The following is a 16,282-nucleotide window of genomic DNA, read 5'->3' as shown; positions in this document are numbered from 1 at the left end:
CTTTTAGTACTTCACAATGACAACTAAATCTATATATTTTTTCTTATAAATAAATATAATCCAATTGTTAGAGCAAGAAATATATTTGCATAACAGGCAAAAACAAAATTTAGATTTTTTGAAGCAAAATTTTGCAATATAAAATGAACTGAGGTTACTATTAATACTGTTAGGGAAGCATATAATATCGGAATAAAAGTTATTTTTTTGCTATAAGGATATTTTAAGAAAATGGCAAGTGCTAAAAAAGGTAGTACAAAATTATATAAAGGCCAAATTATTCTTTGATGTGCTTCAGCAATTAATTTAGTTTTTTTCTCAGGACTTAAATCTACAGGAGGTTTGAGCAATTCCTTAATATAATACTCATTTGCTTCTTTATTATGCTTAGTTCTTTGAGATATTAAAGGGCTATCATTTTGTAGTTTTATCATTAATGACTCAAAAGTTAGCTGTGTTAAATTACCATTTACGTCATATTCTTGTCTTACACCATTATTGAGTTCAAAAACTGGATTATTATTGTATATATTAAATATACCTGAACTTGCAAATACTATAGAAGGATTATCGGTCGTACGGTTGTCAAATATTATTACTCCACTCATAACATTATCTGCTGATTTTTTGTCTATATAAATAGTAATATCTTTTGTTATTTTATTAAACGTTTTCTCTTCAATCATAGATGATATATAATTATTCTTTATAAAGCTTAAACGTGATTTTAAATTTATATGAGATAAAGGCATAATAGTAGAAGATATATAATAAGCAATTAACATAACTATTAATGCAACATATAAAGCTGGTAATGCTAGCTGTACATTGTTAACTCCCAAAGCTTGTAATATAATTAGTTGCCGTTCAATTTTTAGGTTATTATAAATATAGATTATAGCAATAACTGTTATTACTGGTAATAGAATAAATACTAAAGTAGGTAGTACTAAAATTACTAAGCTGAAGAAATCCATAACTTTTATACCTTTATCAAATAAATATAAAAGCTTTAATATTTGTGTAATCCATACAATGCTAGTCATTGAAAAAGTAACAACTATGAGCAGAGATAAAATATTTTTTATAAAGTATTTTCGATATAACAACATTTAAGTGCTAGTTTTTGTAAATGAATTAAGAATAAAATAACCAAGCTTTTTTATTATATTCTCTGAAAAGATTTGATAAAGTAGTTTACTTATGAGTATAACTATAAACACGATAGCAATGCCGTAAATTATATCACTTGGATAATGCATGGCAAGGCTAATTCTAGACAATGATACTAGTATAACAAGACAAATCATTAATAATTTTATTGGTAATTTAATATAATCCCAGATAAGATAACTAACTAAACTTGCAAGAGCAGCATGGCTGCTCGGAAAGCTTGATAAACATCTTTCATTTGCAGTATTTTTTATTGTTATAAAACTATCTATAGGCAAGCTACAATAAGGACGCGGTAAGTTAATAGAAAATTTAAGAGCAGTAAAAATTAAACCGAATACTATGTATATTATACCAATTTCTACTAATTTATTATAACTATCCCAGAATTTATTTTGTAGTTCATTGATATTTTTGATTTTCTTTAATTGAATAAAAAAATATATACAGTATAAAATATATATTAAAACAAAATTAGCAATATTAAAACAAAAAGAAAGTATTTTTAAAAAGTAAGGTATTAAACCAATATTGGTAACTTTATTCAAAAATGAAAATATTTCTTGATTTAAACCATAAAAATTGTAAAAGATATCAAACATTAATTTTTAAATATTTATGTTAAAAGTAACAATATTAGGTTGTGGTGCATCCGTAGGTGTACCAGTTATTGGGTGCAATTGTTCTGTATGTATTTCAAATTTAAAGTACAATAAAAGAACTAGGTCAGCAATATACATTAGTGACGAAAATAGTCAAATATTAGTTGATTTTGGTTATGATATTAAATATCAGTTAGTTAGGGAAAAAATAAGTAAGCTTGATTGTGCTATATTGACGCATGATCACTCAGACCATGTTAATGGTATTGATGATTTACGGGTATTTTCTCTTATGCAGAAGAAACCATTAGAAATTTATACTAATTATAATAGCGTAGTAAAACTACATCAGAAATATGATTATTTATTTGATAGAAGCTCTCTTGAACTTGGACAGATGTTAGAAATTAAACCTGTTGATTTTTTTGATAAAATTAAAATTAAGACTATTGAAATACAATTTTTTAGACAAAATCATGGATTTATTGATAGCTTAGGTTTACGCATAGGTGATTTTGTTTATTCAGCTGACGTGGTTAATTTCCCACCTGAATCAGAAAAATTTTTACAAAATATAAAAATTTGGATATTAGATTGTATGGATTATGAATCAAATAAAAACCATGCAGGGCTTGATAAGGTTCTAGAGTGGAGAGAAGTATATAAGCCAAAGCAAATATTATTAACCAATATGAGACATACTATAGATTATCATAAAATTACAGAAATACTTCCAGATAACATAAAACCACTTTATGATGGTTATAGATTTACAGTTTAATTTATGATTACTCTAGAGAAAGTTTGTAAGCGTTATGGTAAGAATTACGTGATTAAGAATATTGACTTAAATTTTGCTACTAAAGAAACTACAGTAATAATAGGTCCTTCAGGAGGTGGTAAAACTACTTTGCTACGGATTTTGAATAATCTAGAAGAACCAAGTAATGGTAATTTATTAGTTGATGGAAAAAAATTACTACCTAAAGATAGAAGAAAACTCAGGCTAAAAGTTGGCATGGTTTTTCAAAACTTTAATCTTTTTCCTCATTTAACTGTCGGTGATAATTTGATTTATACACCAGTAAATGTTTTAAAATTGTCAAAAAATCAAGTAATATCTCAAGCAAAAGAGTTACTTGAGAAATTCAAGTTAACACAAAAATTTAACTCATATCCGGCAAGCTTATCAGGAGGACAAAAGCAACGCATAGCAATAGCAAGAGCCTTAATGATGAAGCCAGAAATTTTATTATTCGATGAACCAACTTCAGCATTAGATCCTGAAAATATTAAAGATGTTGTAGAAAATATAAATTTATTAAAAGATCAAATGAGTATGGTAGTAGTAACTCATCACTTAAAATTTGCTAAATTAATAGCTGATCGTATTATTTTTATGGATCAAGGACAAGTTTTAGCGAATCAAACTGCACAAGATTTTTTTTATAAACCGGCATCACATAGAGCAAGGTTATTTTTAGAAAATATCGGTGATTTAATGTAATATATTTGTTTAATTAAAAGTTGTTATATTGCTTCTTGCTTTTAATCCTAACGTAGTATGCCTACAGTGTGCTTAAAACCTGCGAAGTACCATGTTCTTTTTCAAATTTATTAAATATTCAATAATGGCCAAAAAACTTATAAAATTTGTATTTATAATTTGTAGTAGCGTAATTGTAACAGCTTTATTTTATAAATATATCAATCAGCATTATCCAAAGTTTTTTAAAGAGTCACAGAATATAGGAGCTTTTTTTTCATCATTATTAATATTATTTAGTATAATTTACAGCACTATTAGTCAAAATGAAGTGCGTAAATTCTGTTTACAATTAGCAGCTTGGGCATCAATTTTTTTAATTATAATAACTGCCTATGTGTTCAGGTTTGAGCTGAGTTATATTTACCATAGAGTAATTGTGGTATTAATTCCTTCATATAGTTGGTCTACTAAAGTTGGCGAGATTATTATAGCACGTAGTGGAGATGGACATTTTTATATCAATGCTTTTGTAAATAACGTTAAGATAAAATTTATGCTTGATACTGGTGCAAGTGACGTAGCTTTAACTTGTGATGATGCTAAGAAGTTAGGTTTTGATTTAAACAAATTAAAATATACTAGAACTTACCTAACAGCTAATGGTGAAAGTAAAGCTGCTCCTATAATTTTAGATAGTGTTATAATCGGTACAGAATTCAAAAACGTCAAGGGGCATGTAGGTCTTGGCAATCTTGATATTTCACTTCTTGGTATGTCACTGCTCGAGCGTTTTAAAGGTTTTAGGGTTGATAAAGATTTATTAATCTTAAATTATTGAAGAGCTATGTATTATAGTTTAATTTGAAAAATTGGCAGCAACGCTTCTCACTTTTAATCATTACATAGGTATCTATGATAAAAATCAAAAACTGTAGAGCAGCTTATTCTATAGCAGTTTTGTTTAGTGTGAGTATGAGTGCACAAAAGATAATATATTATCTGATAAAAATATAATGGTATAAAGTAGGATGATAGGTATTTAACCAAAAAATGATAGATGTGATCCAAATAGTTGCAAATGCATATAAAATTTTCTTGTATCGGCGAATGAAGAAAAAGCAATTGATAAAGTTGATATTTTTTCCTATAAAGTAAACCAGTCAAAAACCTCACATTATACTGTATCCAGCGTTCTATAGCTTTATAAAAGTGTTGGAAATCGAAGAATGGCGCGCCCTAAAGGATTCGAACCTCTGACCCACAGATTAGAAATCTGTTGCTCTATCCAGCTGAGCTAAGGGCGCCAAATATAACTACCGATAAACCTTATATCAATTTAAATAGCTTTTTTCAAGTATTCTTTTTTGTAATAAATGCTAATAAATTTATTGACGGTATTGTATGACCAGGTCCTAATCATTTTTTAAAGCATAAATATAAGATGTTATTATGAAAGAGAATTTAACAAATAAAATAGATAAAGATACCTATAGAGTTGTTAAGCTTAGAGCAGCAACTTTTATTTTTGATATAAATAACATTCACTAAATTATTAGTAAGTTTATGATAGAAAAAATACATTTATACGAACATTTGGAATAATCTAAGTATAGCGTTACCAAATTCATTAGTAAGTACAGTATATACAGACTAAAAAATGAAAAAACTTTTATTTTAGTAAAAGAGCAAATATCATCTGATAGTATTACTTTATCTAAGTTTGAAGAAGAACAAGTAAATTATTTTAAGATGTACAGATCAAAGAGAAAATAATTCTTGTGAAGGAGATAATTTATCATTATTTAATCAATTTAATTGGTAGCAATTTAAATAAATTAGATTTATTATCACATAATAATAACTTTCTGTAAATGTTATAGAAATTATTCATGAACAAATTCTATAGTTATAACTCATCTTTGAAACAAGCTTTGCTTAATATTAAAGTGAAGACGAATGCTAAACATAATCTAGTCAGTAATTTTGTAATTGTGGATAACATTCCATATCTCAAATTATCTATAAAATCTATTCCAGAAAAAGGTAAAGCTAACAAAGAAGTCATAAATTATCTAGCAAAAGAATGGAAATTAGCACGCAATGATTTAGGAATTATTAGGGGTTATAGTCATAACTTAAAAACAATATTAATAAAAAATATTAGAGAAGAGTATTTAAATTTAATTATTAATCCTTATATGAATAAAGAATTTATAAATTGGATGATAGTATGACGCAAGAAAAAAAGAAATTTGATGCCGAAGTTGGCAAGATTTTAAACCTAATGATTCACTCTCTTTATAGTAATAAGGAAATATTTATGAGAGAGCTAATTTCCAATGCTTCAGATGCTTGCGATAAATTACGTTATTTATCTCAAAGCAACAGTGAGCTAACAGCAGATGATTCTAGTTTTAAAATTACGGTTAGAATTGATAAAAATAATGGACAGATTATTATCCGTGATAACGGTATTGGCATGAATAAAGATGATTTAATCGAGAATCTTGGCACTATTGCAAGATCAGGTACAGCAAATTTTCTAAAAAATCTGTCTGGTGATTCTAAAAAAGATAATATGCTGATAGGTCAATTTGGAGTTGGTTTCTATTCAAGTTTTATGGTAGCAGATAAAGTTACAGTAACTTCAAGAAAAGTGAGTGAAGATAAGATTTACATTTGGGAATCAGATGGGCTTGGTGAATATACTGTCTCAGATTCTGATAGAGAATTTACTAGAGGTACTGAAATCATCCTACATATTAAAAAGGAAGAAGATATTTTTCTTGATCATTTTAGATTAAAACATATCGTAAAAAGTTATTCCGATCACATAGCTGTACCTATATATTTCTTTGATGAAGCAGGTAATAACGAAATTCAGCTTAACTCAGCTTCAGCATTATGGACAAGGCCAAAATCCAAAATTACTGAAGAACAATATAAAGAGTTTTATAAAAGTTTATCTTATGCAGTCGACGATCCTTGGATAACTATGCATAACAAAAATGAAGGAGCAATAGAATTTACTAACTTACTCTTTATTCCATCAAGCAAAACTTTTGACTTATTCCATCCTGATCGTAAAAGACGAGTAAAGCTCTATATCAAAAGAGTCTTTATTTCTGATGAGAATATTGATTTAATTCCATCGTATCTAAGATTTTTACGAGGTATAGTTGATTCAGAAGATTTACCGCTAAATATTAGCCGTGAATCTTTACAGCATAACAATGTGCTTGAGAAAATCAAAAACGCTATTACTAAAAGAGTACTAGGTGAGCTTAAGAAAAAGAAAGAAGAGTCGTCAGAAGAATATAATACATTTTGGGCTAATTTTGGTGGAGCTTTAAAAGAAGGATTATGTGAAGCTACAACTGATCACGAAAAATTATTAGAAGTATGTATATTTAGGAGTGCTTTACATAATAAATTGATCAGTCTTGATGAATATATAGCAAATTTTAAAGATGGACAAAATACTATATATTATTTGAGCGGTGATAATCCGGATAAATTACTGTCAAGTCCACAAATTGAAGGATTCTTAAGTAAGAATATAGATGTATTGCTTTTCACTGATACAGTCGATGATTTTTGGGTAAATGTTAATAGTGAGTATAAAGGGCATGCTATTAAATCAGCTACAAGAAGCGATATTGATATAGAAAAAGCTAGCTCAGTTCTTGATGAGAAGAATAAAGATGATAAAAAATCCAATGATGAATATAAATTACTAACAGATTACTTCAAAGAAATATTAGGCAATTTAGTTAAAGAGGTTAAGATCTCTAAAAAGCTTACTTCAAGCCCAGCTTGCCTTGCAGTTAGTGAATCCGCTATGGATATTCGTATGGAGAGGTTTTTAATTGAGCAAAAACAAATTGCTACTGTTTCTGCCAAAAATTTAGAGCTAAATCCTAAAAATAAAATTATAGAGAAGATTTTTAATGATTTAAAAGCAAATAATAAAAGTAATGAAGAGTTAGTTAAATTGATATTTGATCAAGTATGTATTTTAGAAGGTGAACCTGTAGCTGATACTGGTGCTTTTTCAAAAAGACTAAACGACATTATACAAAAAGCTATTTTATAACTTTAAACTTATTTAATTTTAATGTAGAATGGCTACAAACGTGAATTCGGTGTAAAAGCGGTTTTAGTATTTGCTGTCTGTCTATGATACGAATTATTTTGTAAGGTGGTTTGTAATTATAGTTTCTAAAAATGCTGTGGTCAAATCGTAGCGTGACACACTCTCTCAACTAACGTTGCAAATAAATTTTAAATAAAATAATAGTTTTGATGTTTTATTATGATACTATATTTAGCAATCATATAGATAAAATTAAGAGCGAAGGAAGATATCGAGAATTTAAAGCTTTAAAGAGAGAAGCTGATAATTTCCCTTTTGCAGAGTATGAAAATAAGCAGATAGTTATGTGGTGTATAAATGACTATTTGGGTATGAGTAAACATTCAGAAGTAATACAATCTTCTATAGATGCTTTGCTAAAATATGGTGTTGGGTCAGGAGGAACTCGTAATATTGGTGGTAATAATATCGCTATTATTGAGCTAGAAAAAGAATTAGCAGGTTTACATAATAAGGAAGCGGCTTTAGTATTTACCTCTGGTTTTGTAGCAAATGATACAACGCTTGCAACGCTTGCTAAAATCATGCAAAATATAGTCTTTTTCTCCGATGAGTTAAATCATGCATCGATTATTGCTGGTATTACAAGTTCAAGAGCTGAGAAATATATTTATAGGCATTTAGATGCCAAGCATTTAGAAGAATTGTTACAGCTAGTTGACATTAATAGACCAAAAATTATTGTTTTTGAGTCAGCTTACTCTATGGATGGTTTTTTCTCACCTGTTAAAGATATAATTAATTTAGCTAAAAAATATAATGCTCTAACCTTTATAGATGAAGTTCATACGGTAGGTTTATACGGTAAACACGGTGGTGGTATTGCTGAACTTCTTGGTTGTAGTGATCAAGTCGATATTATTCAGGGTACACTTGCAAAAGCATACGGTACTATAGGTGGTTATATTACTGCTAGTCACAATTTAGTCGATGCTGTAAGACTCACTGCGCCAGGGTTTATCTTTACTACTTCATTACCGTCAGTAATTTCTACTGCTGCAATTTATAGCATTAGGCATCTTAAAGAGTCAGATAAGGAACGCCGGCAGCATCAAGAAGTAGTTAGAAAGCTCAAAAATTCTTTTGATTATTTTAATATTCCTTATTTACAAAATCGAAGTCATATAGTGCCTATTATTATCGGTGATCCAATTAAAGCAGCTAAGGCTTCAGATGTACTACTTAATGAGTATAACATTTACGTTCAACATATTAACTTTCCAACTGTTCCACGAGGTACGGAGCGCTTGAGAATCATCCCGACTCCAGCTCACACTGATGAGATGATCAATGATTTATCTGTAGCTTTAGTAAAGATATTTGCTGAGCTAGGTATAGAATTATCATATACCAAAAATCTTAACAAGGAAATACGCTCAAATCTTATTGTTTAATGAAATTTAAACTCTGTACTTTATAAAAACTATTGCATACCTTAGCTCTTTGGTTTATTTTGATTGCAGATTAAAATATGCTGAATTTATAAATATATTTAAACAGATTATTGAAATGGGAATTACCGTATTAAAAAACGAAGGTCTAGATTTTCATGCAAAAGTTTCGACTTCTATAAGTGAAATAGATAATGATGTTCAAAAAGAATTGCTTGATTTAACAAAAAAAGTTAAATTAGCTGGTTTTAGAGTTGGTAAAGTACCTGTTTCAATTATTAAACAAAAATATGGTGATTCTGTTAGGAATGATATAATACAGAAAAGAATTAATCATTCGATAAATCATGTTATTAAGGAATATAATTTAAATATAGTCGGTAGGCCAAAAATCGAAGATTTGCAAAATGAGCCTAATAAAGCTTTAGAATACATTATAAAGATAGAATTATTACCTAAAATTACTATTCCAGATTTAAAAAAAATTGAGGTAGATCGTCCTAAATTAGAAGTAAGTTCTGATGATGTTGAAGAACAAATAGAAAAACTTGCTAAATTAGTAAAGAATTACACTAAAGAAAGTAAAGCAAAAATAAAAGATGGTGATCAGGTTATTATCAATGCAGTTGGGTATATTAATGATGAAGTTTTTGAAGACGGTAAATTAACTGATTTTAAGGTAGTAATCGGTAGTAATACACTTGTTCCTGGCTTTGAAGAACAATTAATAGGTTCTAAAACAGGTAGTGAAGTTGATATCGATGTGACTTTTCCAAAAGATTACCATGCTAAAAATTTAGCAAATAAAAATGCTCGTTTTGTAGTACAAATTAAAGCAGTATATACTGCAGAACCCATTGTTATTAATGATGAATTTGCTAAAAGGTTCCAAAGCAATAGTCTTGAAGAATTGCGTGCACATTTTTCTAAACAAATAGAAAATGAGTCAGAAGAAGCGATTAATACTATATTGAAAATGAAATTATTTGATAAGTTAGAAAAATTGTTAGATTTTGATGTGCCGGGATCTTTATTAGATCAAGAAAAAAGTATTTTGAAAGCTGAGGCTGATAAAAATGAGCATGATAACTCATTATTTAATGATAAATCTCCTGAGGAGATAAAAGAATATTATAACAAATTAGCACTACGCCGTGTTAGAATAGGTTTAATGCTTGCTGAATATGCAAAAACTAAAAATTTACAATTAGAACCAGATGACTTGAGAAAAATTATTATGCAACAAGCACGTAATTTTCCAGGGAAAGAAAATATACTATTTGATTTTTACAAAAATAACCCTAGAGCAATTGAACAACTTAAAGGTCCTGCCTTAGAAGACAAAGCCGTACAATATATCTTTAATAACGAAATAAAACTTAATGAGAAGAAGTATAATAAAGAAGAGCTAGAGAAGTATCTAGAAGCAGAAGAGCAACGTATTACCTTAATTTAATGATTATATAGGCATTTTTAACTAAATATAGATATGTTATTGTGAAGTGTAAGTATTGCGTAAAATAAATTTTTTATATATTAGTTCTATTAAATTTGTAATTATTAAATAATATTAAGGCTATTTCTTATGTAGCTTTGGACAGTTGTGGTTAATTGCTGGATGAAAACAAGTTTTTCAGTTCATGCAGCAACACCAGCTTCTTATTGCAATGATAATTACCTATACTTAGTTATAGATGCTACTAAGTATTGCTTTTACTCCTGATTTTTAATAGTTTTAAGAGCCAGCTTGATTACTTTGCTTACTCCAGTTCCAATATAGGTAGAAATAGGGTGAATTTCTTTACCAGTAGTTTTTTGTAATTTATTTATTTTTTCTTTTATTTCTTGGCCAGTTAGAATATCACATTTATTAAGACATATAATCTGAGTTTTATTTTTTAAATCGGAATAAGACTCAAGCTCTTCTCTAATTATATTATAATCTGCTATGATATCATTGCTACTACTGTCTATCAAATGAATTAGTACATTACATCTTTCAATATGTTTCAAGAATTTATCACCAAGCCCATGACCTTGATGTGCACCTTTGATTAAACCAGGAATATCAGCTAAAATAAATTCTGTATCATCAACATATACTACTCCAAGATTTGGAACTAAGGTAGTAAAAGGATAGTCAGCAATTTTAGGCTTAGCAGCGGTTACAACAGATAAAAAAGTAGATTTACCAGCATTTGGTAAGCCTACAAGTCCAGCGTCAGAGAGAAGTTTTAGACTTAAATTAACCCACATTTCTTCAGCAATTTCTCCTTCTGTACGACGTCTTGGAGCTTGATTTACTGATGATTTGAAATGGCTATTACCAAGTCCACCATTTCCTCCTTTAATTATTTCAAAGTGTTGCTCGTTCTCAGTAAAGTCATACAATAATATAGCGCCGTCTTCAGAAAAAATTTGAGTTCCGACTGGTACATCAAGAATTAACGATTTTCCTGATTTACCACTTTTATTCAAACTTTTACCATTCTCACCGTTCTCAGCAGTAAAATGCTGTTTATATCGATAATTTACTAGCGTGTTAAGGTGATTGTTACTTCTAAAAATAATACTGCCGCCACGTCCTCCATCACCACCGTTTGGTCCGCCTCTATCAATAAATTTTGCTCGATGGAAACTAACACAACCATTACCGCCATTGCCACCTTTTATATATATTTTAACTTCATCAATAAAATTCATATATTTTTCAATTTTCCTATAATTGCTATATATTGTATGGCTTGGAAAGTACATTCAATATCATTCTCATGAAAGTGGGCATATAGTAAAGAATATAAAAAAACAAGTTTTTTATAGTAGTTATTTTACTATATTAAATATTTTTCTCTCGATCTCTGATTTCGCGAGGATGGTATATGAGCCATGCAACATGTTTCACACCCACTTATAGTATTAATTATCCTATCTTTCATTAATAGTTTTATATTCTCTATGTACATAACCAGTATAAAGCTGTCTTGGTCTACTGATTTTTTGTTTAGGGTCTTCATGCATTTCTTTCCATTGTGCCATCCAACCTACAGTTCTTGCTATTGCAAATAGTACAGTAAACATTTGAGATGGTATACCCATAGCCTTATAAATAATACCGGAATAGAAATCAATATTTGGATATAATTTCTTCTCAATAAAATATTCATCTTTTAGAGCAATGCTTTCGAGTTCTATAGCAATTTGTAATAATGGATTATTTTCTAGTTGTCCTAGTTCTGTTAGCACTTCCTTACAAGTTTCTTTAAGTACAGCAGCACGTGGATCATAGTTTTTATATACACGATGACCAAAGCCCATTAACCTAAATGGGTCATCCTTATCCTTAGCTTTAGCTATATATTTAGGAATATTTTCAGAAGTAGCAATCTCTTTCAACATATTTATTACTGCTTCATTAGCTCCGCCATGAGCTGGCCCCCAAAGTGATGCAATACCTGTGCTAATACAGGCAAAAGGATTAGCACCTGATGAGCCAGCAATTCTAACGGTTGAAGTAGAGGCATTTTGTTCATGATCAGCATGAAGAATAAATATTTTATTAAGGGCATTTTTTATTACCGAATTCACTTTATATTTTTCACAAGGTGTTGCAAACATCATACGCAGGAAATTTTCAGTAAAATCTAGAGAGTTATCAGGATAAATAAAAGGTTGCCCTATAGAATATTTGTAAGACATTGCAGCAATAGTCGGTATTTTTGCAATCATCCTAATAGCAGTAAGTTCATAATCAGTATTTTTAAAGTTTAATAAATCAGGATAAAATGCTGAAAGAGAGCCTACAGCTGCAAGCATAATTGCCATAGGATGTGCTGAGCCACAAAAGGTTTGGAATAAATAGCGTAATCTTTCATTAACCAATGAATGAATAGCGATTTTTTTAGTAAAATTATTATACTGCCTGCTATTTGGTAATTCTCCATAAATTAATAAATATGCTACCTCTAGAAAATCACTTCTTTCTGCTAAATCTTTAATATCATATCCACGATGTCTGAGTATTCCTTTGTTACCATCTATGTAAGTTATCGTAGATCTACAAGAAGCAGTAGACATAAAGCCTGGATCATAAGTGAAATAATCAGCCCCGGTAGATACTTTACTTATATCAATTACATCCTCACCAATACTTGCTTTAAGTATTGGTAATTTAAATATTTTATTTCTGATTTTTAATTCAGCAAACTCTGAATCATTATTATTCTCACTAGTCATATGTGTGCACTTTATATTTTTTACATACTAATAAATGGTGTTTTTAACTTTGTAAAAAGTGTTTTGTATCATTCTAGTTCAGCATTGTCTACATAGATTAGTTTTTAACTTTATTATGAGAAAATTTGCGAAAGTAATTCAGTAAAATTAAAATCTTTTATTTTTATAGATTTTCATGCTCCTTATATAGTCACTTGTAATGATGAAGTAGACATTCATACAGACAATATTGAGCTAGAATGACATAGAGAGCCACACAACAAATATTACTATAGTCTAGTTTTAAAAAAATAGAAAATAAATTATTTTTTTGTAAAAGCATTGCTATACAGCAAATTCATTTCAATTCTAATGTAAGAATTGATTTACTATCAATATACTCTCTAATCTTCAATAAATCATACCAAGAAGTGCGCTTTTGCATAGGTTGGCGTAGCAAATAAGCAGGATGAAAGATGGCAGTAGTTTGAATTGGAGAAGATAAATATTTATTGGTATAAAAATAATATTCTTGTCTAATTTTAGTAATACCTGCATTTTTTCCAAGTAAGCTAGTTGCAGCAGTGCTACCAACTAGAATAATTAGTTTTGGGTTAATTAATGCAATATGTTTCTCGACAAATGGTCTACAAATATCTACCTCTTCTAAAGTTGGTTGTCTATTAGCAGGAGGGCGCCAAAACACTGTGTTAGTAATATAAGCGTTACTTTTGCGTGAAATTCTAATAGAATGTAGCATATTATCAAGTAAATTCCCACTTTCCCCACAAAAAGGTATACCTTTTAAATCTTCGTTATTTCCAGGAGCTTCACCTATTAACATAATAGGTGCTTTAGGATTACCGTCACCAAATACAGTATTGGTAGCAAATTGCTTAAGTTTGCAACCGTTAAAATTTAGTAGAGATTCTTTCAATTCTTCTATATTATTAGCTTTATCAGCAAGAGATCTAGCTAAGATAATATTATCATGCATATGAGTACTTGTTTCAAAAAAATTATCAGTTGTTTTTGATGGCATAGGGTTAGTTTGTGAATGTTGTGGTAATGCAGAGCATTGATTAGTCATTTTTAATTTTTTTGGTTCTTTTGAGCAATAGTATTCAACTCCAATTGCACTTAACCATTTAAGTGTATTATTCATCATCTTGTAATAAAATATGTTAAAATGTCATGTCCCAAGTGAACTAAATAGCGTAAGGCTTGATAAGGCTTTATCAATGCTTCTTAAAAATGTTTCAAGGAATCAAATCCAAAAAGCTATTAAGAGTGCTTATGTACAACTTAATGATGTAATTATTCTTGAACCTGATCTTTTGGTCAAGGAGAATGATGTTATATTATTTTCTTTTAAAGAATCTGACAAACTAAAAATAGAAGCAGCAAATATTAATCTTAATATAATTTATGAGGATGATGATTTAATAGTAATTAATAAAGCCGCTGGTATGACAGTGCATCCAGGTGCAGGCTATCACAGTGATACTCTTGTTAATGCATTACTGAATCATACTAAAAATTTATCAGATATCGGCCCGCCAGAAAGACCAGGCATAGTGCATCGTCTAGACAAAGATACTTCAGGTTTAATGGTAGTTGCTAAAAATAATAAAGCACATATGCTGCTTGCAAAGCAGATAGAACAGAGACAGGTAGTACGTAAATACAAAGCATTAATATGGGGAGTAATTAATCCATTAGAAGGAACGATTAAGAATAATATAGGGCGTAGTAGAAGTAATAGGCAAAAAATGACAATCCTAAAATATGGTGGTAAGGAAGCTGTTACTTATTATAAAGCTATAGAGTTATTTTATAGCGGTACCATTAGTATGCTAGAGTGTAAACTTGCTACCGGTAGAACTCATCAAATTAGAGTACAGCTAAGTCATTTAAAACATTCTATTGTTGGTGATCAAATGTATGGCAATAATGACCGGAAAGTAAATTATTCTCCGCCTGAACTAAAAGTAAAGTTAATTGATTTTAAGCGCCAAGCATTGCATTCTTGGTATTTAAGCTTCACTCACCCAAGCAGAAATGAGACTATGAAATTTTTTTGTGATCTGCCAAAAGATATAAAAGATATAATAAATTAAAAGCACGTTGATGTAATTTTTGTAATGGCATAATTTTCATGGCTTTTATATTATTCCTGTAAAAGCAGGAATAATATAAAAGCTTATAAGTGGTTTTGCTTATATAATGTGTAGCAAAATCAATAAATTTTAATGTTTTACTTTATTATGCAATTTTTCTCTATACAACAATACCTTAAAGAAGCAGCTTATAAATTACAAGAAATCGGTGTTAGTTCACCACATTTAGAAGCAAGAATATTATTGCAATATGTTATAGATAAACCATTAGAATATTTGCTTACACATTTAGATAAACAATTAACACACGAGTCATTAAAAGCTTTTAAGAAAGTGTTAAAAAGGAGACTAAAACATGAGCCAATAGCCTATATTATAGGTATTAAAGAATTTTACTCACGTGAATTTATAGTTAATAAGCATGTGTTAATCCCACGTTCAGATACAGAGTTATTAATATATATTGTTGTGCAGAAATGTAATAGCACTCTCTCTATATTAGAACTGGGAACAGGTAGTGGGTGTATTGCTATAAGTTTATTATGCGAGCTATCAGACACAGACACTAAGGTAATTGCAACTGATGTAAGCTGGGAAGCAATAGAAGTTGCTAGAAATAATGCTTTAAAACATGAAGTAGCAGATCGGATACAGATTATTTATAGCGATTGGTTTGAGAATCTTGAAAATCAAAAATTTGACTTTATAGTTAGTAACCCACCATATATATCACAAACTGAAAAGTCAAATATGGCGCTTGAAACGATAAATTATGAACCATTTCTTGCTTTATTTGCTGAAGAAGATGGTTTATATGCTTATCGTATAATTGCTGAAAATGCCAAAAAATTTTTAAAACCAAATGGTAAGATTGTATTAGAAATAGGATTTAATCAAGCAGAAAAAGTGAGTAAAATTTTTTTAGATTATGGCTATGTTATTGATAATCTTTATAAAGATTTGCAAGGTTATAATAGAGTAATAGTGATATGTCCTATCATTTAAATAAATTATGCAAGATGCATTGAGAAAAGCTTATCAAGTCTACAGTAAAATTTATTAGATATAGAACAACTACTGAAATATTTATTCCCAAATGAAAAACTAATAGGTAGAAAATGTCCTTAGAAGTCAGTTTT

At 29.2% G+C, this 16,282-nt stretch carries 13 protein-coding genes, 1 tRNA gene and 1 pseudogene; 9 read left to right on the top strand and 6 right to left on the bottom strand.

From position 1 onward, the window contains the following. Window positions 1–29: 29 nt before the first annotated feature. A complete protein-coding gene (locus tag AC27F4_RS03025) occupies window positions 30–1,112 on the bottom strand; it encodes an LptF/LptG family permease (protein WP_487061973.1) in 1,083 nt (360 codons plus the stop codon). Then, window positions 1,113–1,775, bottom strand: a complete 663-nt coding sequence (locus AC27F4_RS03020) for a phosphatase PAP2 family protein (protein ID WP_487061971.1) — start codon at window positions 1,773–1,775, stop codon at window positions 1,113–1,115. A 16-nt stretch (window positions 1,776–1,791) separates the two neighbouring features. On the opposite strand from AC27F4_RS03020, the gene AC27F4_RS03015 reads away from it, so the two are divergent. The 3 genes from AC27F4_RS03015 (at window position 1,792) to AC27F4_RS03005 (ending at window position 4,102) form a co-directional block, all read left to right on the top strand. After that, window positions 1,792–2,556, top strand: coding sequence for an MBL fold metallo-hydrolase (locus tag AC27F4_RS03015; protein ID WP_487061969.1), 765 nt, complete (start codon window positions 1,792–1,794; stop codon window positions 2,554–2,556). 3 nt (window positions 2,557–2,559) lie between these two features. Next, window positions 2,560–3,282: an amino acid ABC transporter ATP-binding protein gene (locus tag AC27F4_RS03010; protein ID WP_487061967.1), complete on the top strand. Its 723-nt coding sequence runs from the start codon at window positions 2,560–2,562 to the stop codon at window positions 3,280–3,282. Window positions 3,283–3,406: 124 nt separating this feature from the next. Beyond that, complete coding sequence (locus tag AC27F4_RS03005; RefSeq protein WP_487061965.1) at window positions 3,407–4,102, top strand: TIGR02281 family clan AA aspartic protease; 696 nt, start codon at window positions 3,407–3,409, stop codon at window positions 4,100–4,102. 389 nt (window positions 4,103–4,491) lie between these two features. Here the strand turns inward: AC27F4_RS03005 and AC27F4_RS03000 are convergent. Continuing rightward, window positions 4,492–4,568: transfer RNA gene (locus tag AC27F4_RS03000), tRNA-Arg, on the bottom strand. A gap of 585 nt (window positions 4,569–5,153) precedes the next feature. Here AC27F4_RS03000 and AC27F4_RS02995 point away from each other — a divergent pair. The 4 genes from AC27F4_RS02995 (at window position 5,154) to tig (ending at window position 10,267) form a co-directional block, all read left to right on the top strand. Continuing rightward, complete coding sequence (locus tag AC27F4_RS02995) at window positions 5,154–5,498, top strand: A1G_07140 family DUF167 domain protein (protein WP_487061963.1); 345 nt, start codon at window positions 5,154–5,156, stop codon at window positions 5,496–5,498. After that, on the top strand, window positions 5,495–7,360 hold the full coding sequence (htpG, locus tag AC27F4_RS02990; RefSeq protein ID WP_487061961.1) for a molecular chaperone HtpG: 1,866 nt from the start codon (window positions 5,495–5,497) through the stop codon (window positions 7,358–7,360). The genes AC27F4_RS02995 and htpG overlap by 4 nt, the downstream gene beginning before the upstream one ends. Window positions 7,361–7,569: 209 nt before the next feature. Next, complete coding sequence (gene hemA, locus AC27F4_RS02985) at window positions 7,570–8,814, top strand: 5-aminolevulinate synthase (RefSeq protein ID WP_487061959.1); 1,245 nt, start codon at window positions 7,570–7,572, stop codon at window positions 8,812–8,814. 115 nt (window positions 8,815–8,929) lie between these two features. Further along, window positions 8,930–10,267 carry a trigger factor gene (gene tig / locus AC27F4_RS02980; protein ID WP_487061957.1) on the top strand — a complete coding sequence of 446 codons (1,338 nt, stop codon included), beginning with the start codon at window positions 8,930–8,932 and terminating at the stop codon, window positions 10,265–10,267. Window positions 10,268–10,524: 257 nt separating this feature from the next. On the opposite strand, the gene obgE is transcribed toward tig, so the two are convergent. The 3 genes from obgE to AC27F4_RS02965 form a co-directional block, all read right to left on the bottom strand. Further along, window positions 10,525–11,514: a GTPase ObgE gene (gene obgE / locus AC27F4_RS02975; RefSeq protein WP_487061955.1), complete on the bottom strand. Its 990-nt coding sequence runs from the start codon at window positions 11,512–11,514 to the stop codon at window positions 10,525–10,527. 222 nt (window positions 11,515–11,736) lie between these two features. Further along, window positions 11,737–13,044, bottom strand: a complete 1,308-nt coding sequence (locus tag AC27F4_RS02970) for a citrate synthase (RefSeq protein ID WP_487061953.1) — start codon at window positions 13,042–13,044, stop codon at window positions 11,737–11,739. Between the two features lie 337 nt (window positions 13,045–13,381). After that, on the bottom strand, window positions 13,382–14,188 hold the full coding sequence (locus AC27F4_RS02965; protein WP_487061951.1) for a uracil-DNA glycosylase family protein: 807 nt from the start codon (window positions 14,186–14,188) through the stop codon (window positions 13,382–13,384). 16 nt (window positions 14,189–14,204) lie between these two features. On the opposite strand from AC27F4_RS02965, the gene AC27F4_RS02960 reads away from it, so the two are divergent. After that, complete coding sequence (locus AC27F4_RS02960) at window positions 14,205–15,143, top strand: RluA family pseudouridine synthase (protein WP_487061949.1); 939 nt, start codon at window positions 14,205–14,207, stop codon at window positions 15,141–15,143. Window positions 15,144–15,290: 147 nt separating this feature from the next. After that, a pseudogene (gene prmC, locus AC27F4_RS02955) lies at window positions 15,291–16,262 on the top strand (peptide chain release factor N(5)-glutamine methyltransferase); the annotation flags it as partial. Between the last annotated feature and the right edge of the window lie 20 nt (window positions 16,263–16,282).

The organism is Candidatus Rickettsia mendelii, from assembly GCF_057543435.1.
This window is presented reverse-complemented; position numbering and strand designations above follow the sequence as displayed.